We start from the raw sequence: 20,033 nt of genomic DNA on the forward strand, positions 1-20,033 counted from the left end.
TACTATTTCTAGTATAAAATTCCGTCAGGGAGAGATAAAAAATCCAACACGCTTTTTTTCAGAAAAATTAATATATTTATTGATAGGAATTCTGACATAGGTCACAAAGTAAAAACACAGAGATGACAAATCTCTGTGTTTTTACAAGTTTTCTCTAACAGCTGTCTTTTATTTTAATTAACTTGATGGAAGTAATAAGTAGCGTTATCAGCTTCCACAAATACTTTGTATAAATCAGGAACCGCCCAAGCAGCAAGACCTATTGCACCTGCCGCTCCTGCAATTACAGTCCATGGATTTGGAGTTCTTAATAAAGTTAAACAAGCTATTCCTATTTCTCCACCAACTTTAGATAAAAACGAAACTTCATTTGTCATTAAGTTATTAACTGCTGTTCTAAAGCCATTTAAATCAGCTTTATTCTCACTAGTTTGAAGTGGATTTTTAGCATAATCTACAGATGGAATTTTAATTACCCATACATTTCCTTTATAATAGGTATATTCAAAGGCTCCATCTAAAGAAACAGCACGATCTAAAACTTCCATTGCATAATTAGCTTTTTTATTTGTGTTTGCATAAAATTCATTAGCACTTGGTATATTAATAGTCTCTGTTGTTACAGAATTATCTGCTATCTTTTTTGTTGCTATATTTAATACCTTATTTTTTTTATCATATGTAGACGTTACAACGATATTACTGTCTTTAGACTCTACTATCTTTTCATTGGCATATTCTTTTAAAATTTTTATAATAGGTTGTTCTACTTGTTGTATATTTTTACTAGGCGAAGTTGAAATAACCGAATCATTTGTTTCTGCAAAAGCACCTGTTGGGGTAATAGATGTTAATAAACCTAAAGTAATAGCTGAAACAATAATTTTATTTTTTCTAATTTTCATAGTGCACCCTCCAATAATTGTAATTTTTATAACGATACAAACAATAACAATTATCAGAAAAAACACAATTATTTTTTGAGAAAGGGGTTTAATAGTATGTTTAAATCAAATAATGTTTCTTTATTTTTAGTGGTCATTTCTTTTGCTTGTTTTATCTTATATCTTCTAAACAGTCTAGTTAAATTTCAACCAATTGTTCTATTAGCTGTTATGTTATCTTCGATTTTAGGAGCTATTTTCACGATAGATTCTACTGATAAGACTTACAAAAAAAAGATTCTTTTATTTATCGTAATTCTGTATTTCATTTCAATACCTGTAATACTTTTATTTAAACTTATTTTCAAGTAAATCAAACTTTTAATTTTCGAGAGGATAGGCAGAAATACTCATTTTCTAATTAATTAAGTTTTTATAGATTTTCAGATAATTTTACTGTTTTGATTTGCAATGAAAAAGCTGATAATCTCTAAGCGTAGAGGCAACAGCTTTTTTTCTATGGAAATTTGCTTAGCGTACGAAATTTACGTTTCTCTTAACTAGTCATTATGTATGAAGTACTGACATTCACAATGCTATGTTTTATATGTTCTCCTTCTTATCATTTTTTTCTTCCAATGCAATGTGTTCGTTATACCACTTATTTATTTTCCCTTTGTAATACTTTTCAACTTCGTAATCTGGAATCCAAATTTCACGATCATAGATCTTACTCATTACACTTTCTAAAACATCCTCATGTTCTCTCGGTTTCAATCTACGATTATGAACCTTAATCTTCTCTATATAAGCCTCTCTCAACCAATTTGATATGTTTTCACGCTGTTTTTGCTTTAGGTGAGACCAATTTCTTATTGGTCTGCAACAATTGCCCTTTAGGACCTTTTGTATGGTTCTTTCACTGTCTTCCCCTCTTCGAATGGTTGATTTATACTTATCACTTAATTTAGCCTAATATGAAGAGGAAGCCAAATTAACCGCAATTAAATTTATAATTTTCAGATAATATTTTAGAAATATACTTTTCAACTACTACAAACTGTAATAATATGGATTTAACTGCTATGATAAAAACATATAGATATAAATATACAAAGGGGGAAGCTATGTGATTGTAGCAAAAGGAAACGAAAAGATTACTAAATTAATGAACGATTGGTACAAAGCTATTCGCTCTCAAAAGTTATTGAAAGCAAAAAATCTAAGATCAGATGTTGAAAAATTTATCGACGAAATGGAACAAGATCAAACGCTTCTTATTTACTATTCGTTACTAGAGTTTAGGTATAATCTTTTGATAAATAATACATCAGGTTTAGTAAAACCTGGAGAACATATTGAAGAGTCTACCACAGACATACTCAATTACTACTACTATCTGTTCAATGCTATACATGCAATGAAGATTGGGCAATATAGTGACGCCAAACACTTCTATCAAAAAGCTGAAACACTTCTATCTCTTATTCCGGATGAATTAGAACAAGCGGAATTTAATTATCAGTATGCCCTTTTCAACTATTATCAGTTCCAACCACTAAATACAATAACATACAGTAATAAAGCGAAAGAAATCTATTCTAATGAAGTTGGTTATGAAATAAATGTAGCTTCATGTAATAATATTTTGGGACTTGCAAGTACTTCCCTAAAGCAATACGAGTTAGCTGAAGAGTATTTTCTTTCCGCTTTAGATATTGCAACCAAACAAGATCAAACACAACTTACTCATATGATTCGTCATAATATAGGGTTGCTATATTCAGATCAAAATATGCCTCAACTAGCAATCAATTATCTTTCCAAGGCACTAGAAGGTAGCTGCAAGACAATGTATTTGTTAGCTAAAGAACATGAGAAACTAGGCAATGTAGATGAAGCTGCTAATTATATAGATAAAGGATTGCAAATTAGTAATGCACAAAATAATAAAGAATATTATCATCATTTATCAATTTTAAATGCACGATTACAGCATACAACTATAGATGAATACGAAAAGATTGTTGTTGAAGGAATCCATTATCTCCAAGAAGAAAATTTATGGCACTTTGTCGAAATATATGCTGATGAATTAGCAAATAAGTATTATGATGAAGGTAACCACTCAAAAGTAAGCGAATACTTCCGTGTGGGGTACAAGGCTAAAATTGAAATGGAGAAAAGGAGTGCTTTAAAATGATGAAAAAAATTCTAATTAGTACAGCAGGAATTTTGTTCTCTGGTTTAATGCTAGTAGCACCAATCACATTAAGTAACACTCACGGCGAGGCAATGCTTGCAGTACAAAAGCAGGAAATTATACAATATACTACCCATGGTGAAGGAATGTAATAACTGCAGAAATCCTCCCTACATTTAATAATCTATTATTTGCAGAGAGGGTTTCTTTGTATATAACATTTACTTACTTTGTGTTAATTAGGGTGTAAGACTTTCTTTGATAAATCCATACAGTTAAATCTAATAATATGAAATCAAAATGGAGTTTCTTTTATAACTAGGGGGTTACTTTGTATCTCCTGCTCACTCAATCGTTTTTACATTGATAACATGCTTTGATTCATTTCTTGCATCATAACGCTGTACTGTTCTTGTAATTATTGTTTAATGTGGAATGGAACTAATTCCGTTTCCTCCGCATCTTCTTTAATTAGATCCCGAATAACCTTCTCTATTTGCTGCTCGATCATCTTCGCTACCTTTTCTAGCGTCATACTTACTTAGTTCAATTAATTTTTCAATCACCATAATGTCATTGTCTGTATATTGGCGTCTGCCACGATTATCTTTCTTTATAGTGAATCCCTCACACTGTAATACTTCCATGTACTTGCTAAGGGGGCTATCACTTATTCCTATTCGTTTGTATACTTTACTAGCAGATTACACTATTTCATCCATCATAGCGCCACAAGATCTCCTAATGACAATACTCCATGATGTTGGGAAATTCCTGAAAATAAAAAACCCCTATAGTATAGGACCTTCAATTACTATTGTTTTAAAAACTGTAGGCTTTGAATTATCATCTGAATGTGAGACGTATCTGCCCACTATATATAAGCGTGATTTTTTAAAAATAAGCTCATCTATATAGGACTAAATTGCATAAGCAATCTCAGCAAGTAATCGTATAAGCAACGGTATCATTTGGCTACAATATAATCGATCCCTGCCCTTAAAATTAGTGAGAATCCCCGTTTCTGACTACCAAGATAGATAGCCCACCACATAACACTACAACGGATGCTATTGGATAAACTTATATTTCATTTTAAATTCATATAAATTGCAATTAAAAATTAGTCGTGTTAATCTATTTATTACTAAATTCAAATATAAAAACAATGTAATGAAACGGAATGGAGCGATTATTTATGCCTAAACATGGTGATGAGTTCTGTTGTAATAAGTGTGGTCGATTTAGTATTTTCGATCTAGATGATGATGAATTTACATCAAATCTATTCCATAATATGAGCGTGTACTTTGGTTACACTAGTCCATTTGACAATGAAAAGATAGAATTTACACTTTGTGAATTATGTCTATTCGAATTTTGGAGAGGATGTAAACATAAACCATCCTCCGAATATTATAAAAATATTGTTGAGGGTTATGACGCTGCTCGTTCAACTAAACATCCTTATTATGAAGACCTTTTTATAGAAACATATAAAAATTTAGAAGATATAAAGAAAAAGTAAATCAAGTTTGAATAGCCAACCTCTCTAAGGTTTGACTTAAAAATATTCTGATTATATTGCGAAGAAAAAAGCCCTAAGTTGGGCTTTCTTCTTCAATATTCATCTTTTGTTACATAGTAGAATTATTACCTGTTATCCTTGTAAATCTTCCTAGATTCAGCAGTCAAAATGGGTGTATGGTTTAGTTAGGGAAGAGTTACTATATTAAATCGCTTTTGCTATTACTACTAACAACCTCATAAATAACGGAATCATTTGAACAACTATATAACCGATTGATAGACTTATTAGTAAGAATCCTCGTCCCTGACTACCAACCATAATGAACAAACCATCTCATAACGCTACAACGGATATAATTGAACTGATAGATAATACGTTCCTATAAATAAAAAAGCCCTATAAAAACAGAACTTTTTTATAGCCTCATTAGTAAAAAAATACATATTCTTCAATCCCGTATATATTTATCTTTCTTCAGGGAGTGCTCTTTCTTTTTTTCATTCTGAAAGCACTCTTTCTTATTCGTTCTAAATGTGCTTTCTTTTGTTCTTCATACCGTAATGTTACACAAGTCATTACTACGGAGAACAAGAAAGCTACATACACTACTACAACTGCTGTAAAATAAAAATAATCAATAAACATTAGATTATTATAATCAACAAATAGGAATGCAGGTATCAAAATAATTATTAGCGATGTATAACTCTCAGAAAATACTTTTTTAAAAGCACGAATCACTCGTCGCACCTCCCTTTTATTCTCTTATTATACAGTTTTTATAATTATTTTAATATTGTTTTATTCAACTTTATAATTTTTATAAGTAATCGCTTAAACAATGGAATCATTTGAACAACTATATGGCCGATCCCCACCCTTGAAATAAGTGAGAAGCCCCGTACCTAGTTACCTTTCATAATAAACAAACCACCGCATAAGTCTACATCGGATGCAATTAGATAGGATACCGCTTTAATCAAAAACACATTCACAATCCGATTGTACAGTTGGGCGTCTATATAGTTTTTTATTACCCCTTCATTGGACTTCACATCTTTAAATACCTCATTCACATTTGGATTATTTCCATCTGCAATTACATGAGGAATATTTATAAAATTATTGAATATAATTACACTGCCAATCATAATTCCTATTCGCGCCGCCACGGGTGCGTATTTTTTGCTCTCATTTTGAACAAGCTCTACTTTTTCTTCTCGCCATAAAGAATATCAACAATACCTTTCTCTTCTACGTGCTGTTGTATTCCGTTTTGTACTGCTTGGACAGGTTTCGAATCATTTTTTGTTTGCATGGGCCTGCTACATACTGACATTTGAAATACGAATGATGTAATACAAATAGCCTTAATCCAAAATTTCATACTGTAGTATCCTCCTAATTCAAGCTTATAAAGCACACTATCGTCCTAAAAAAATAATAACAATAAACAAAAGGTATGAATAATAGACTCATAAAAACAAATACTTGTACTTTAGCATGACGTGAATTTTCCCGATGATAAAATACGGCAAAACAATAACGCATATGTATTACCGTATAAACATATAATCATCAGACTTACTAAAGACTCAAAATAAGTTGGTTTTAGTGTCATAAAGCCCCGTGATCAATATAAGAAGGCAAAACCATGAACCTGTACAAAAAACACAGCTTAATAAATTACAGACAATATAAGGATTTTTGTTGATATTTTCATTGTTTTCTTCCTTTACAACTGATATATCTTTCTTTTTTCTGGAGTTTTAAAACAAATAAAAAAGAGCAAACCTATTGCATATGTGTGCGTAGGTGTGTCCTTTTGCAAGGTAGAGTTACACGAATTAAGGGGAGCATCATGGATAACCAAAGTTGGGGCGCACGTTTGATGAAATTGTTAATTTGGCTGACTAATTATTGTCAGCCTTTTTATATTATTTTTTAAGGTTATTGTAAGGTAAATGAAAGTTTAGAGAAAGTTTAAAGCTGTACAATGAATTTGTGTTAATAAATAGGAGGTGTATTAAAATTGAAGAGAGTACTAAAAAGTTTAACTGTTACATCACTTGTTTTAAGTGGCGGCGTCCTTTTTGGTTTTAGTGAACAAGCTAGTGCCGCTAGTCCTCAATCATATAAGGCCGAGGTTTCTACCAAAAATAGAGGTATAGCCTCATATAAATTTTCCTTCTATGACTTAAGTGACCTGAGGGGAACGGAATTTTTCACTCTAACTCCTGGTAGCGCAAAGAACTTCTTAGGGAATGATGATATATCATCTATAGAAATGCCTCCATCCTCTTATATTATTATTTATTCTGATTTAAATTACGAAGGTCATGAGAAAAGAATTGAAAATCGTAGTAAAACAAAGTACAAAACAGTCAATTTAGACAATTACTATATAGGGGATACTGATGAAACATGGAACAATAATGTTGGATCGTTAAGAACGGATAGTTTATAGTAAAATATAAGCCGACTCTTTGTTTAATAGTCGGCTTATTTCACTTCACATACACATTGGCTTCATTAGCTTTAATATGGTACATATTACGTTAGAAACTGTTTATTTTATTATCGCAGTGATAAACACCTCATATTTAAAGTGTATAAGTTAAACACTTAAATAATATAAATGTTAACAAAATACTTCTATTATTAATTAAAATTTAAGGGGCATTTTTATATTTTTAATTAGATTTAACTGAAAAAATTAATCTTCCACTTCTGCGAACACTATATACTCTACATCTAAATTAGCTTCGTCTTGGCCATTTCCTAATATATGTCCTTCGACTATATATGGATCATGTTCAGAAACACCAGTCAGAACTCTTACACCATAACTTTGTAGACTGGGATTTTCATTTATAAATAGACCATTAATTGCAGCATAAGCATACTTGACCCTTTTATCAAACCTTATCAAATCCTTATATCTAAAAGTATTAGGTTGTTCTGCTAAATTTTGTTGATTCCGTTGAAAAGTCCCAACTACTTTTATTTCAAAACCCATCAGATAGAAATTTTTATTTTTCACTTGTTGTTGCTATATTTAAAAAATCCATTTTAGCAACAGTTGCTGGATTGAAAGGATAAAATTTTCCGATAAATTCCTTATCCAATGGAGACAATTGTCTATTAAAACCTATTTCGAAATCTCCGATTGTATGTCTGTCTGGAATAGGATATTGCATAATGGAGTCTTTATCGTATCTTGAATAGTTCATAAGAGTTAAATCAAGTAATTCAAATACATTTTGATCAACTTCTTCTTTTGTCCAACAAGGATCTACATTACGAATATCACATTTCATATAATCTTGATACACTGCTTCTTTATCCCATGGAATACCACTGTCAGGACGCATTTGTTCATTATGTAATCCTAAAGCATGACCAAATTCATGAAGTACAGTTCTTGAATATTCTTCATCTTTTGTATCTAATGTAAACCAACCATAATTCATTGTGGCGTCATTTTGGCTTAAATTAGGGTTAAGACAATCTGTTCCTACATATGACCAAGAACCTTTGTGTTTAAATGATATTCGAATTTCTGCATTTCCATCTTGAATAAAGTCAAAATGAATATTAGCGTGTTTAGTCCATTCCATTGCATGTTCTTTCACTTTTTGTTGAATTTCAGGATGGCCATCTAAAAATTTTATTTTTAAGGTTCTTCCTGGACTCCAAAATTTTAATTTTTCCCCAACGACTTGTGGAGTGATTGGTTCGTTATTAGTAATATTAAGGAATTTTAAAGCATGAAATGGAGAGTTTGCAGGGTTTTCTTCTATGGCTTTTTCCATAGTTTTTTCCCTTTCATCATCACGTAATCTTTTGTTAATACATACTTTAGGGAAATCTGACATAATTTACATTCACCTTTCTTTAAAAAAATATATGGATTACAATTGAATAATCTCTATATATTCTTTGTTGCAAAAAAATATATATATCTAGAAATTTAAGGGAAATATATTCAAGCTTTATCAACAACTATTTTATAGATCCGCAATAAAACTTTTTTCAAAACTTCGCGACTTTTTTACAAACCAACAAATAGACCAGAAGGCGTAACGCATCTCATATTCATGATGTGGCGTTACTGTTACCACCCATAAATATGAAAACTATTTTTCAAATGAAGTCTATTGATGCCTAGGATTCTGTTTTATAGGAAGCGTTTTTATGGGATGGGGAAAATATATAGAAACGTGGTTCAAGTCAAAGAAAAGGCACTCCTAGGAATGCCTTTTCTTTGACTATTTACATGTACGAACGCTTTTAAAATTATTGGATATAAATTGATGTACGCATTGTATTAAATGGTGCATTTATAGATGTCTTTTGGTACTCAAACGTTCCTTGTTGGTGTCCAGAAGCATCCCATTTATAATACCAACCAACGATCGGTCTGCCGCCAATTATAGTGGATCCAATACTTTTTACATTAGAACCATTCATTTTAGCAAATGGATTTTGGCCATATCCCATTTCTTTCGTGGTAATATATAAGTATTTTCCTCCGTGATTACGTGATGTGCTAAAGCTGTTCTGATTAATTGTTTCTACTCCTCCAAGTTCAGACTCTACTTGTACGACGTTTAGCGAAGTAAGTGGTGCTGCTGGTCCAGCAGAAGCCTCTGTTGCCATTCCTAATCCGACGAATGCTGTGATCGCTAACGATGAAATCCCTAGTGCTGCTTTTTTAAACATAAAAAACATCCCCTTCCATCTATTGTTTTCACTTACATTGCCAATATAATCCTCATAACCTTATATGTAAATAGATCACAACTGCAGAAAAAACAGAAAGAATATTCTGATTTATAAACACTGAAAATTTACTTTCAACAACTTGAATAAAGCATAAAACAATAATTCAAAGAGCTGCACGAGCAATCTTTGGTCATTTACCGCTGATTCGACCAGCTGATCTGCGAGGCTTGTCAGAAATCCAGATTCTAGCCAAACCTATTATGTAAAAATGATGATGCACGTACCATCCTACTATAGGTCAATGCCGGCCTCTTCATCGAAATCATCCCGAAATCTGCATTTGAGCTGGCGTCCGATCTACAAGGAAATCGACAGTCCTTCTCTCCAGACCAGGATCCAGGAAATTTTGAGCAAGGATCGTTACTTGTCCTCATTGTCTAGAAAGTTCCTGGAAGTTTTCGGTAAGGAATAATAAAAGTAAGGAGTGAATTTTGTATTATAACCATAGGGATACGTGTAACTTTGAAATAAAGATTGATAGAAAAGTGCTTAAAGCCTTATATCCCTTTGATTTAACAAATATTTTTTGTAAATAATATGTTTGTTAAAAACTTAATTAAAGTGGACTTTTATGCCACAGGATCGAAAAGCAGAAGTTCAAAACGATACATACGAAAGAAAAGAGATTATGCCAGATAATTCACAATCTCTACCGCGTCACATGCAAAAAGAGCTGCCGCACGAACTTTCTGTAAATCCTCTGTTTGCCGCGAAGGAGAATTCGCCGTTCCACGCTTTCATATGTCTGATGAAGGCATGTTACCAGAAACAGCTTATCAAATCGTCCATGATGAAATTGCTCTTGATGGCAACGCCCGCTTGAATCTTGCAACATTCGTTAGCACATGGATGGAGCCTGCCGCAGAGCAATTATATGCAAAATCAAACATGATTGACAAGGACGAATATCCACAGACAGCTGAAATTGAGGAGCGGTTTGTCCATATTTTAGCCAATCTCTGGCATTCGCCCAGCACTTTTACGACTATGGGCGTTTCAACAACTGGATCGTCAGAAGCATGTATGCTCGGTGGGCTTGCTTTAAAGCGACGCTGGCAAAATGCATGTAAAAGCGAAGGGAAGCCGGTGGATCGTCCCAATATTGTGTTTAGTTCTGCTGTTCAGGTCGTTTGGGAAAAATACGCGAATTATTGGGAGGTTGAACCACGCTATGTGAAGGTTAGCCCTGAACATCCTCAATTGGATCCTCAGGGGGTCCTCGCAGCCGTAGATGAAAATACGATTGGTTTAGTACCGATTCTCGGTGAAACTTATACTGGTCTTTACGAACCGGTTGCCGCAATTGCGAAAGCGTTAGATGATTTACAGGCGAAGACTGGTCTTGACATTCCTATGCATGTGTATGCAGCTTCGGAAGGATTTATAGCACCGTTTCTTCAATCAGATTTAGTCTGGGATTTTCAATCACTAAGGGTGAAGTCCATCAATATGACATAAAATAAGTTTTAAAAACAAAGATAAATAATAAAAAAGTTACTCTTTTTATATAACATAATTATGAAAGAGTAACTTTTTTTATTAAAATATTTTTAGTTTAATTCAATCGTTGTATAGTTTTTTATCTTTGTTTCACAGGATATTTTTTAAAAAATTCTTCCCTTTTCTCTTTTTTCATAATCAAATTATTCAAAATATCGTCTTCCCACAGCTTCTTATTTTTAACATACTCGTCTAATGAATGAGGTAATTCTTTAATTAATTCCTCTCTAGAAATTGAAAAAGAGTAATACTTCTCTGATTCTAATTCTAGAGTAACTCTTTGAACGTTTTTAACAAGTATAAAGATTGCTGTGGCATTATATAAAAAGTTATTTTCTATATTATTATCATTTAACCAATACGTATTTAGCTCATCTTTGTTCAAGTTTTCTCTATCTGTTTTTATTCCATATACGACTTTTATTGATTGATCAGATAGTTCAATTTCTTTGTATGTAGAACCACCAGGTAAAGAATTTACAATAGAACTTATAGCAGAATTATTACCCACTAGTGTTTCCTTGTATTTTTGTAGATCTTCAACCTTTGCTTCATTTATTGTTTTTATTTTCTCTTTTTGACTACATCCCGTAGTTAGAACGAAGATACACGAAATAATAGCTAAAGTCCTTTTCATCCTCTGCACCCTTCCTTCCAATGCTAACTTTATCGAATAACAAAATCAGTATTTGAGGAAATATCCTCCTTTAAAACTTTTTCTAAATGATTTTGCTTCACTTTGAATATACCATTATTTGCAAAAATATATTTTTCATTTTGCATGTTAATAAATCCATAAATCGTATTTAAATGTAATTCTAATATTTTTTCATTTTGATATGTTTGACGATTATATATCTCTAGAAATGATTCATTAGGTGTCCCAGTAATAACATATATTTTTTCCTTATCCACCTGAATAAATTTAGGTGGATACTTCGTAGGAATTTTCGAATTAATTTCTAAGTTAGGTAAATTAAAACAATATATAAATTTAACCTCTTTATTTTTCTTACTTTTAACTTTTATATTATCTAATATTTCTCTAGGTAAAATCCATAATTCCCCTTCTTCTATTGTCGCATTAAGATCATACCCCTGTTCTAGAATCTCTTTCTGTTTTAATGTCTCTCCATTTTCTAAGGAGTATAGTATTGTCTTATTTGTCCTCATCAATATATAAATCTTATCTGAGTCCTCATCTAATATTAGTCTCTCTGGATCCCCTTCCAACTTCCATGCTTTTAACGGTTTATCTAAATTTTTCAAGTTGAATTTTTTTAAGTACACGCTATTGTCATCTGCATAAACTAAAGCATAAAGATACTCCTTATTGAAGATAACTTCATGTACTCTTTCTTTTAATAATCCCAAATTTTGAATATCAGATGGATTTTGTAAATATACTTGATATCCATATGGTACCATCTGTTGTGTAACGACAACTGTTTTTTTTTCTTTCTGATTATAATAGGAAGTAGAATAAGGGTCTCTCTCTTGTTTAATTTGAAGAACCTTTGTGAATTTTTCTTGATTAAAATTAAATACTTTAATGACTTGTTTTTGGCTATCTTCTGATAAATATGCTATAGAATTACCAGAGTTTTTTTCAATACTTAAGCCTACAGTATTCTTAGTTTCAGTAAAGAAAAAATATGTGAGGATTGCCCCTGATAATAGACATGCTAAAGCTAGAAATATTATTTTCTTTTTCATGATGCATTCCCTCTGATAATTTCTATTATACTAGTCGAAGAGGCTTTCATTATTGGTCTAAAACTAGAAATAAAACTTACAAAGATTATTAAGATAAAGCTAATAACGACTTGCTTTATATCCATTGTAACATTGAATTGAAAATTAGAAAGATTGGACTGATTCATAAAATAGCTTATTACCTTTATTAGTATAAAACTTAAGCTTGTCGATAACACAAAGGAAATTAGTGAAATATACAATACCTCAACAGCAAACAATTTGATTAAGTGATTACGCTCATATCCAACGGCCCTCATAATACCTATCTCCTTATATCTACCTCTGAGTGATTGACTTATAATTGAGGCAATGCTTATCCCAGAAAATACTAATAACAAAGCAATAACAATTCCTCCTATAGCAATGATAATTTTAGCAACCATAGGAATCGATTGTGATGATTTTAAAGAATAATTTGTATCATATCCCATATCTTCAATTTTTTTAGCTACTTTTGTAATATCTTCAACATCCTTGACAATAACCGTTCCAAATTCATAGGTAAGATTTTTACGATAATCCTCTAAAGAAAGCCCCACAAACTCTGCATTAAGGCTCTCTACATAGTCAATTGTTGCTAATGATATATCTTCTGGAAAACTATTTATATAAAATTGATTATATAATGTTGAAATTTTGGCATCCTTAAGTTTTCTAATTCCCTCTCCTTCTTTTACTTTTATAGTATAGTTAACCTTAACGCTATCTCCTTCTTTAATTTTTGTTGTTAATCCAGAATTAAGAATAATTTCATCTTCTTTAATTACATCTTTCTTTCCAGAGGTAAAAAAATGGACCGCCTTATTATCAACTCCTATTAAATTTGTAGTTATTTTATCTTGATCATGTTCTAATCCTACAAAAGACTGTACTTTAGGAAAGGTCGATGCTACCCCTTCAATTCTTTTTATGTTCTCAAAACTATGAATATCCATAGTTTTGTCCGGTGTTGCTATAACCTCAATAAATTTTAAGCTATCATTTTTAATAACGGTATTGTTCATACTATCGGTTATACTAGTAAAGAACCCTGTTACCATATTAAACACAATAATAGCAAGCGTTATAATAATAATAGGAGATAATGTTTTAAAGCCATTCCTAAGAAAGTTATTTTTACCTAACTTAAGGTAATCACTTAATCTCATAATTTAAAATAACCTCCTCTAATACACCTTTTTTCATCACATAATAATGATCAGTATAATCCTTAAAAACAGGATTATGAGTCACTATAACTAATCCTACCCCTGAATTTGTTAGCTTTTTAAATAATTCTATTATTTTAATTTCATTTTCCTCATCGACATTACCCGTTGGTTCATCCGCTAATAATAATTTTGGGTTTGCAGCTAGAGAACGCGCAATAGACACCCTCTGTTTTTCTCCGCCTGATAATGAGCTAGGCATATGTGTAGTACGATGAGATAACCCTACTAATTCTAATAATTCTCTTGCTTTTTTTTCTCGAGATTCTTTACTAATTTCTTTATGAATTAATAATGGGAGAGTCACATTTTCTAAAGCATTAAGATTAGGGAATAAATTAAAATCCTGAAATACAAACCCAACTGTTTTTGCTCTTAACTTGGATTTTTCTTTTTCTTTTAGCTTATTAGTTAGTTGTGAATTAAGATAAATTTCTCCTTTTGTAGGTCTATCAAGTAAACCTAAAAGATTAAGTAATGTACTCTTCCCGGAACCTGATGGCCCCATAATAACGTTCATTTGACCAGGATTTACAGTGAAATTTATATTTTTTAAAATTTGAAGGTTCTCTGTTTTGGTAGAAAAACTCTTTTCAACATCCTTCAATTGGAGTAACGGTTCTTTATGCATTATGCTTAGCCTCCGAAAGTATTTGATTAACATTCATTAAAAAATAAGTCGAGTAAACATCAGCAAATTTATTTTGTGTACTTAAAGAATAACCAGACTGTTTAAATAAGCGTGTTATTTTAGAAGCAGTTTTATTTTTATCATATGGAATTTCTAAAATTTCTTGTAACATTGTTTTATAATATATTAAGTAAGCTCCAATCTCCGAATTCTCATCTGCATCTACTACTTCTATAAATTCTTTAGTTTTTATGAGCTTGTCCTGATAAAGTTCTGTACTTGCTATCGTTTCCAGGAATACCAATGTGGAAATTTCTCCATTTTTTCCGAAATAACTCTTTTCTTTTTCAATTATACTATTGAGAATTTCAGTTGTATTATTAGGTAGCATGTTTACAGAAATTTTCTCATCTAAATTAATTAGAGATTTCACATAGAAACTCCAACTCATTACATTGTTACGATTAATTGGTAGTTTAATTTTCTGTTTCAACATTTCTATGAGCTCTTTTTTTTGTGAATCATCTGGAGTTGAATCTGCTAATTTATAGAGAGTGACATAACTATATACTTCAAAAGGATCTTGCTTCATAAGTTCTTTCATATTTAAATTTTTAATAGTATTAAGTATTTTTACATCGTGATTACTAGAATTCGCTACTGTAAATTCTTCTGAAATCCTACCTACTAAAGACGGGCTTAGCGGGTTATTGTATGTACTAAAAGTAGGAAGCATTCCATCATCATACATATACGTAGAAAAATCTTTCAACAAAATTTCTTTTTCTTTCTCATTTATGTCGGTATTTAAATTTTTCAGTATATTATTCTTTATATATTCACTTTGTATATCTGATAAACCAAATTGATATTTTTTAATTTTATCTTTAATAGAAGTAATTATTGAATTATCTAATTGAATATACTTTTTATTATAAAGTTCTACTAGACTGTTTAGAGACATAAAATCATGGATTTGATAAGTTTGTTGATTCACAAGACTTTCTACTTCTTTTATATCTATTTCAACATTTGTCTTAGCACCTAAAATTTCATCAATTTTTGTGATAGTGTTAATAATGGTTAGATCTTTCAACGGTATTTGCTTAATCCATAATTTTATTTGGTTTGTATCGATTTCATCCAATTTTTTGTACACATTTGCTAAATATATCATCATATATGTTTGCTGAAGTTTTACCTCAATATATTCAGGTTTATCTTTATAAGGCTTGAATTCCTCTGAAATAAAATATCCATTATCTATATACGTACTATTTAATAAGTCTATAACATGTTTTTCTATTCCTGAAAACTTTGTTTGTTCTGTTTCACCTATGCACAGTTCTAACGATTTTTGTGCTCTATATACTCTTTCAATTCCAGTAAAAATAAGATTTTCTGTCTCTGCGGAAAAATCCACCTTTTCAGTCACCTGTTTTAGATGTTTACAATAATTTCTCCCAGGTGATTCACCTAATAGGTATACTGTTTGGTAAGCATAATAAGTTATATACTCATCCTTTGAACCTTCTACTGCATTAACAGGGTTAAAAAGTGTCTCATCCCCCCAACTTCTCTTTAATACATTTGCACTTTCCTTTTTCTGCCTTTCTAGTTCTTTAATGAGATTGGTATTTAATTTTAAATGTTCTCCTTTTTCATTCGAATTAATATATATATATATGGTGAAAAAAGCTACCAATATTAGTAGTACAGGAAGAATAACGCTGAATTTATAACGCATCTTTCTACCTCAATTCGTATATTATAATAGGTAAAGAAAGTGAATGTATGGTATCATTCACTTTCTTGTGGTCACAGTTATTTCAATAGGTTACTTTAATACAGTCTAAAAATAGAAGAAGATGCCGAGCGTTTTACACCTTTTGCTAAGAATGAAGCAGTGTTATCCCCACCACCGCTTATTGGAACACCTGAGATATTGTAGGATCCCGCATAATCAGAAATCCACGTGTTTGTGTTTGTCCAAGTTCCAGTCAAAGTATTTCCATTAGATGTACCACCACTAACACCGCCAATAGATACACCTAATCCATTTGCTTTTATTGCCCACGCTGTCTTTACCCAATCTGCATTTGGTGGATTTTTTCCAATAAATTTAGCACTTACTTGATATGATTGTTTCTGATTAAATGCTGTAGCGCTCATCCAAATATTAGATTGAATACTATTCCCAGGTAGTTGAGGAATATTTTCTGTTACACTATCTGAATATGCACTTGCAGAGTTAGCTCCCCCAAAAGAAATTGCCCCAGCTACTGCTAATGTACTAATAAATGCTACAACCTTTTTTTTAATTTTCATATCTGTTCCTCCCTTTATTTATAAAATGTAAAATACTGTAACCAAATCCAGACTAACATAATAATTTTTATTTCTATATTTTTCAAATTTTAAAAATTCTCAGATTTAATTTTATCAATACGAAAAAATATGTATTCTCCCTCAAATATTATGGTATATATTGTCAAAATAAATAAAAAAATGACTATAAAAGTAAAAATTAGTCTGTTGAATTATGGGGTATAATGTAATAAAAAATTTTCATTGTAGTATGCTGCAGAAATTTGAATGATTATTTATTATCAAAATCTCCTTAGACTTGATGTTTGTGTTGCAATGGAACTTTTTACGTAACAAGTATTAACAAACTTTCATTTCAAGGCTTATTTCTTATGTTATTGGCCATAAAAGTATAGGTATTGAGCTAAACTTTTATATTTTCACTTATTTAAGCATGTATAAAATCCATCGTTCTTTCGCTAAAATTCTATTTAATTTAAGAGAATTTCACTACACTAGCGACCAGTATGATGTTGCCTAGTTTAGGATTCTAGAAACTCTAACTTTTTTAATTTGACTATTTTTTGCGAATATTATTTTTCCGCTTTATAAAAAATTTTCTCTTTAATCTCATAAAAATCTGGTTGTTTTTCATTCTCTCCATAATACGTAAATATGTATCTTTTTTTAGCTTTTTTCAGCATATCAAGCATTAAATAGAGTTAAGAATAAAAAAATTCAAGATCATCAGAATTGGATGATCAGAAATTACTCCTTAACCTTTGCAGCAGTTACATTACGAATTTGGCTGCACTTATTTGTATTACTATTTGGATTAGAGCCGTTTCAACTTAGTTACGCTATTATTACTTGGTTAGCGTGGGTACCGAATCCATCCGCCATAACTTATTGATGCTCAATTTATAGTCTCTGTTTCCTCTTTTCCTCAACAGTTTGAGCTTTTTAGATAAAATTTATGATTTTATTAATATTTCATTTTGTCATTTCAGATTCTTTATCGATGAATCCTAATTCCATAACGGATAGTTACTTCTTTACCCTCATTCAATACTGTCAAATCTGTACATTGTTTCATACCACAATTAGGCCATCCAATTCCTGTATATTAAGGTTAGGGAACTTTTTCACTTTTAAGAAAGAGAAAGAGAAAAATAAAACTAAATATATACAAAAAATACGGTGATTTTCTTTAAAAAGATTTCTATATTTCTTTGGTAAAGTATCGCTCCTTTCTTAAAAAACTGAACATTATTACATCAAAAAGGTTCTTTACCAAAACATGTAGAATTAGCACATATGCAAGTATTGATAAATGAAGAGGTGATTGTGTTGAAGTATTTAACAAAATCAAAAAACTCATTAAAAGGTCTGAGGGGATATTTGGAATCCTATCCGTTAACTTCATTTTTTGTAATGGCATATTTATTCTCATGGGTTGTATTAATTCCATTTATCTTATCCCAATGGGGTATTTTCCCTAAAACAAAGACATTTGATATTTTCTTTTTTGCCAATGCATTTGTAGGCCCTATGTTAGCAGCGTATATCATGTTTCGAACCCTTGAAGGCAAAGAGTCATGGAAAAAAGTTAGAAAAAGCATCCTATCTACTAAAGTCGGTTTGAAGTGGTACTTGTTTACCCTCATCGTTATCCCCGCTGCAATGTTTCTAGGTATGGTGATATTAAATGGAGAGATACCTACTTTCCGTGACCTTAATTTTGAATTTTTTATAACCTATCTCATCTCTTTTGTAGCAATTTTCTTTCTCGGTGGACCTTTACCGGAGGAAATTGGATGGCGTGGTTTCGCTCTGCCTAGATTACAATCAAAATTTGGACCGTTAAAAGCTACATTACTACTTAGTGTTTTGTGGACTTTTTGGCATCTTCCACATTTCTTAACGGCTGCACAAAGGGGTGGACCGGGTTCTGACCTTTCTCTCCTATATATTCACTTGCCAATTTTTATTTTATTGTGTTTGCCGATCTCAATCATTCTCACTTGGATTTATAACTGTAATCACGGTAACTTATTTATTGTCATGCTAGTTCATGCAAGTGTAAATACGTTTAGCTTGGTACAAACTCATTCCACCAACGCTGTTTTAAAGAATACAGATACATTTGTAGTGATAGGGCTGGGGTTTATTGCTTTGCTTATTCTTATTTTCACACGAGGCAACCTGGGATATAAACAAACTTCTAATAGAGTAAAGTTCAGTAACAATGAAAATATAAGTAAATAGAAAATAGATCCCTATAATAATAGGTTGATAGCAATGCTATCAAATTAAGAATTATATTCTTCCTCAAAACGAAAAAACGTCACACTTTATTGAAAGTGAAATAGAATTGTAAGTAAATAAATTCTACCGATATTTGTTAGCATATACCTTGAATTAATTAGCTAAAGAAATAGGATTTGTTCAGTAGGAAAAGAATTTATAGATAAAGAATATAACTATATTGAATATAATGACGTGATTTTAACTTTAAGGAGGCGATGTCGATGAGAAAATATTTTTATTTGATTGGGCAAAAAAATAAGAGGATAACGTTTCACTAGCCCATAAACTAGGTGGTCCCTCTTCAATATTAGAAGGAGAGTATCAAATTGAAGAAAATTTATTTAAAGCCTATTGACAAAAGTAATTGGGAAGAAGCAATTAGACTGTCTGTTAAAGAAGAACAGCAAACATTTATTGCATCCAACCTCTATTCTATCGCAGAAGTTCAATTTTTAGATCATTTCTATGCAAAAGGTATTTATCTTGATGAAAAAATGATAGGATTTACTATGTTTGGGATTGATCCTGATGATAATAATTATTGGATTTATAGACTTATGATTGATGAAAGATTTCAAGGGAAAGGTATAGGTAAACAAGCTATATATCTGGTTATTGATGAGATACGACGAAATAATCAAACAAATATTTCTTTAATTATGATTGGATATGCTCCTGAAAACCTTACAGCTAAATTTGTATATAAAAAAGCAGGATTTATAGAGACTGAATTTTCACCTTGGGGTGAACAATTAGCTAAGTATTCTTTATGAGCACTTGAATTCTCAACGTTGACTTTTGGGCTTATAAAAAAACAGTTCAATAGTATAACAATGTAGATAGGAAATGATTTATGCTATATTTTACCTCGTAACATCCTAAAACATGCAATAGATAAAAAAGGACGACGCTG

At 31.1% G+C, this 20,033-nt stretch carries 19 protein-coding genes and 5 pseudogenes; 8 read left to right on the plus strand and 16 right to left on the minus strand.

Annotated features, from left to right (window positions below; translation table 11 throughout):
* Positions 1 to 173: 173 nt before the first annotated feature.
* Both ACTFRM_RS20725 and ACTFRM_RS20730 read right to left on the minus strand, forming a co-directional pair.
* On the minus strand, positions 174 to 905 hold the full coding sequence (locus tag ACTFRM_RS20725; protein WP_426866328.1) for a geobacillin-26 family protein: 732 nt from the start codon (positions 903 to 905) through the stop codon (positions 174 to 176).
* A gap of 582 nt (positions 906 to 1,487) precedes the next feature.
* Positions 1,488 to 1,770, minus strand: a pseudogene (locus ACTFRM_RS20730) (transposase).
* A gap of 243 nt (positions 1,771 to 2,013) precedes the next feature.
* On the opposite strand from ACTFRM_RS20730, the gene ACTFRM_RS20735 reads away from it, so the two are divergent.
* Together ACTFRM_RS20735 and ACTFRM_RS20740 are read left to right on the plus strand one after the other, a co-directional pair.
* On the plus strand, positions 2,014 to 3,087 hold the full coding sequence (locus ACTFRM_RS20735) for a Rap family tetratricopeptide repeat protein (RefSeq protein WP_000634299.1): 1,074 nt from the start codon (positions 2,014 to 2,016) through the stop codon (positions 3,085 to 3,087).
* The gene (locus ACTFRM_RS20740; RefSeq protein WP_000976101.1) at positions 3,084 to 3,239 is read left to right on the plus strand and encodes a hypothetical protein; all 156 of its coding nucleotides are present in this window, start codon (positions 3,084 to 3,086) and stop codon (positions 3,237 to 3,239) included. Before ACTFRM_RS20735 ends, ACTFRM_RS20740 begins: the two co-directional genes overlap by 4 nt.
* Positions 3,240 to 3,448: 209 nt before the next feature.
* Here ACTFRM_RS20740 and ACTFRM_RS20745 read toward each other — a convergent pair.
* Positions 3,449 to 3,767 (minus strand): annotated as a pseudogene (locus ACTFRM_RS20745) (DUF3967 domain-containing protein); the annotation flags it as partial.
* 518 nt (positions 3,768 to 4,285) lie between these two features.
* Between ACTFRM_RS20745 and ACTFRM_RS20750 the strand changes: the two are divergent.
* Entirely contained in the window at positions 4,286 to 4,615 is a 330-nt protein-coding gene (locus ACTFRM_RS20750) for a hypothetical protein (RefSeq protein WP_001123926.1), read from the plus strand.
* A 477-nt stretch (positions 4,616 to 5,092) separates the two neighbouring features.
* Here ACTFRM_RS20750 and ACTFRM_RS20755 read toward each other — a convergent pair whose 3' ends face one another.
* The 4 genes and pseudogenes from ACTFRM_RS20755 to ACTFRM_RS20770 form a co-directional block, all read right to left on the minus strand.
* Positions 5,093 to 5,359 (minus strand): hypothetical protein, encoded by a 267-nt coding sequence (locus ACTFRM_RS20755; RefSeq protein WP_088321879.1) that lies wholly within the window; start codon positions 5,357 to 5,359, stop codon positions 5,093 to 5,095.
* 164 nt (positions 5,360 to 5,523) lie between these two features.
* The gene (locus ACTFRM_RS20760) at positions 5,524 to 5,790 is read right to left on the minus strand and encodes a hypothetical protein (RefSeq protein WP_254918785.1); all 267 of its coding nucleotides are present in this window, start codon (positions 5,788 to 5,790) and stop codon (positions 5,524 to 5,526) included.
* Between the two features lie 38 nt (positions 5,791 to 5,828).
* Positions 5,829 to 6,005: pseudogene (locus ACTFRM_RS20765) on the minus strand (thermonuclease family protein); the annotation flags it as partial.
* Between the two features lie 208 nt (positions 6,006 to 6,213).
* Positions 6,214 to 6,366, minus strand: a complete 153-nt coding sequence (locus tag ACTFRM_RS20770; RefSeq protein ID WP_157404456.1) for a DUF1360 domain-containing protein — start codon at positions 6,364 to 6,366, stop codon at positions 6,214 to 6,216.
* Positions 6,367 to 6,650: 284 nt separating this feature from the next.
* On the opposite strand from ACTFRM_RS20770, the gene ACTFRM_RS20775 reads away from it, so the two are divergent.
* Positions 6,651 to 7,085, plus strand: a complete 435-nt coding sequence (locus ACTFRM_RS20775; RefSeq protein WP_088321877.1) for a hypothetical protein — start codon at positions 6,651 to 6,653, stop codon at positions 7,083 to 7,085.
* A 249-nt stretch (positions 7,086 to 7,334) separates the two neighbouring features.
* On the opposite strand, the gene ACTFRM_RS20780 is transcribed toward ACTFRM_RS20775, so the two are convergent.
* From ACTFRM_RS20780 to ACTFRM_RS20790, 3 genes are all read right to left on the minus strand, one after another.
* Entirely contained in the window at positions 7,335 to 7,637 is a 303-nt protein-coding gene (locus tag ACTFRM_RS20780) for a hypothetical protein (RefSeq protein ID WP_002183048.1), read from the minus strand.
* 13 nt (positions 7,638 to 7,650) lie between these two features.
* Positions 7,651 to 8,496 carry a M12 family metallopeptidase gene (locus tag ACTFRM_RS20785; protein ID WP_440043545.1) on the minus strand — a complete coding sequence of 282 codons (846 nt, stop codon included), beginning with the start codon at positions 8,494 to 8,496 and terminating at the stop codon, positions 7,651 to 7,653.
* A gap of 421 nt (positions 8,497 to 8,917) precedes the next feature.
* Complete coding sequence (locus ACTFRM_RS20790; RefSeq protein WP_000472918.1) at positions 8,918 to 9,343, minus strand: DUF4879 domain-containing protein; 426 nt, start codon at positions 9,341 to 9,343, stop codon at positions 8,918 to 8,920.
* Between the two features lie 634 nt (positions 9,344 to 9,977).
* Between ACTFRM_RS20790 and ACTFRM_RS20795 the strand changes: the two are divergent.
* A pseudogene (locus tag ACTFRM_RS20795) lies at positions 9,978 to 10,861 on the plus strand (pyridoxal-dependent decarboxylase); the annotation flags it as partial.
* Between the two features lie 124 nt (positions 10,862 to 10,985).
* On the opposite strand, the gene ACTFRM_RS20800 reads toward ACTFRM_RS20795, so the two are convergent.
* From ACTFRM_RS20800 to ACTFRM_RS20825, 6 genes are all read right to left on the minus strand, one after another.
* Positions 10,986 to 11,543, minus strand: coding sequence for a DUF4825 domain-containing protein (locus ACTFRM_RS20800; RefSeq protein WP_000831557.1), 558 nt, complete (start codon positions 11,541 to 11,543; stop codon positions 10,986 to 10,988).
* 29 nt (positions 11,544 to 11,572) lie between these two features.
* A complete protein-coding gene (locus ACTFRM_RS20805; RefSeq protein WP_000726822.1) occupies positions 11,573 to 12,622 on the minus strand; it encodes a hypothetical protein in 1,050 nt (349 codons plus the stop codon).
* Positions 12,619 to 13,812 carry an ABC transporter permease gene (locus ACTFRM_RS20810; RefSeq protein ID WP_044783198.1) on the minus strand — a complete coding sequence of 398 codons (1,194 nt, stop codon included), beginning with the start codon at positions 13,810 to 13,812 and terminating at the stop codon, positions 12,619 to 12,621. Before ACTFRM_RS20810 ends, ACTFRM_RS20805 begins: the two co-directional genes overlap by 4 nt.
* Positions 13,799 to 14,503 carry an ABC transporter ATP-binding protein gene (locus ACTFRM_RS20815; protein ID WP_000548608.1) on the minus strand — a complete coding sequence of 235 codons (705 nt, stop codon included), beginning with the start codon at positions 14,501 to 14,503 and terminating at the stop codon, positions 13,799 to 13,801. The genes ACTFRM_RS20810 and ACTFRM_RS20815 overlap by 14 nt, the downstream gene beginning before the upstream one ends.
* Positions 14,496 to 16,250 carry a hypothetical protein gene (locus ACTFRM_RS20820; protein WP_325851587.1) on the minus strand — a complete coding sequence of 585 codons (1,755 nt, stop codon included), beginning with the start codon at positions 16,248 to 16,250 and terminating at the stop codon, positions 14,496 to 14,498. Before ACTFRM_RS20820 ends, ACTFRM_RS20815 begins: the two co-directional genes overlap by 8 nt.
* A 95-nt stretch (positions 16,251 to 16,345) precedes the next feature.
* The gene (locus ACTFRM_RS20825; RefSeq protein WP_000694270.1) at positions 16,346 to 16,831 is read right to left on the minus strand and encodes a hypothetical protein; all 486 of its coding nucleotides are present in this window, start codon (positions 16,829 to 16,831) and stop codon (positions 16,346 to 16,348) included.
* A 670-nt stretch (positions 16,832 to 17,501) separates the two neighbouring features.
* Here ACTFRM_RS20825 and ACTFRM_RS20830 point away from each other — a divergent pair.
* The 3 genes and pseudogenes from ACTFRM_RS20830 to ACTFRM_RS20840 form a co-directional block, all read left to right on the plus strand.
* A pseudogene (locus ACTFRM_RS20830) lies at positions 17,502 to 17,702 on the plus strand (DUF2306 domain-containing protein); the annotation flags it as partial.
* A 425-nt stretch (positions 17,703 to 18,127) separates the two neighbouring features.
* The gene (locus ACTFRM_RS20835; RefSeq protein WP_141096644.1) at positions 18,128 to 19,078 is read left to right on the plus strand and encodes a CPBP family intramembrane glutamic endopeptidase; all 951 of its coding nucleotides are present in this window, start codon (positions 18,128 to 18,130) and stop codon (positions 19,076 to 19,078) included.
* Positions 19,079 to 19,446: 368 nt separating this feature from the next.
* Positions 19,447 to 19,893, plus strand: coding sequence for a GNAT family N-acetyltransferase (locus ACTFRM_RS20840; RefSeq protein ID WP_000725629.1), 447 nt, complete (start codon positions 19,447 to 19,449; stop codon positions 19,891 to 19,893).
* Positions 19,894 to 20,033 lie beyond the last annotated feature (140 nt).

The sequence above is a fragment of the Bacillus cereus group sp. MYBK227-1 genome, assembly GCF_051916325.1.
Classification (GTDB): Bacteria; Bacillota; Bacilli; order Bacillales; family Bacillaceae_G; genus Bacillus_A; species Bacillus_A cereus.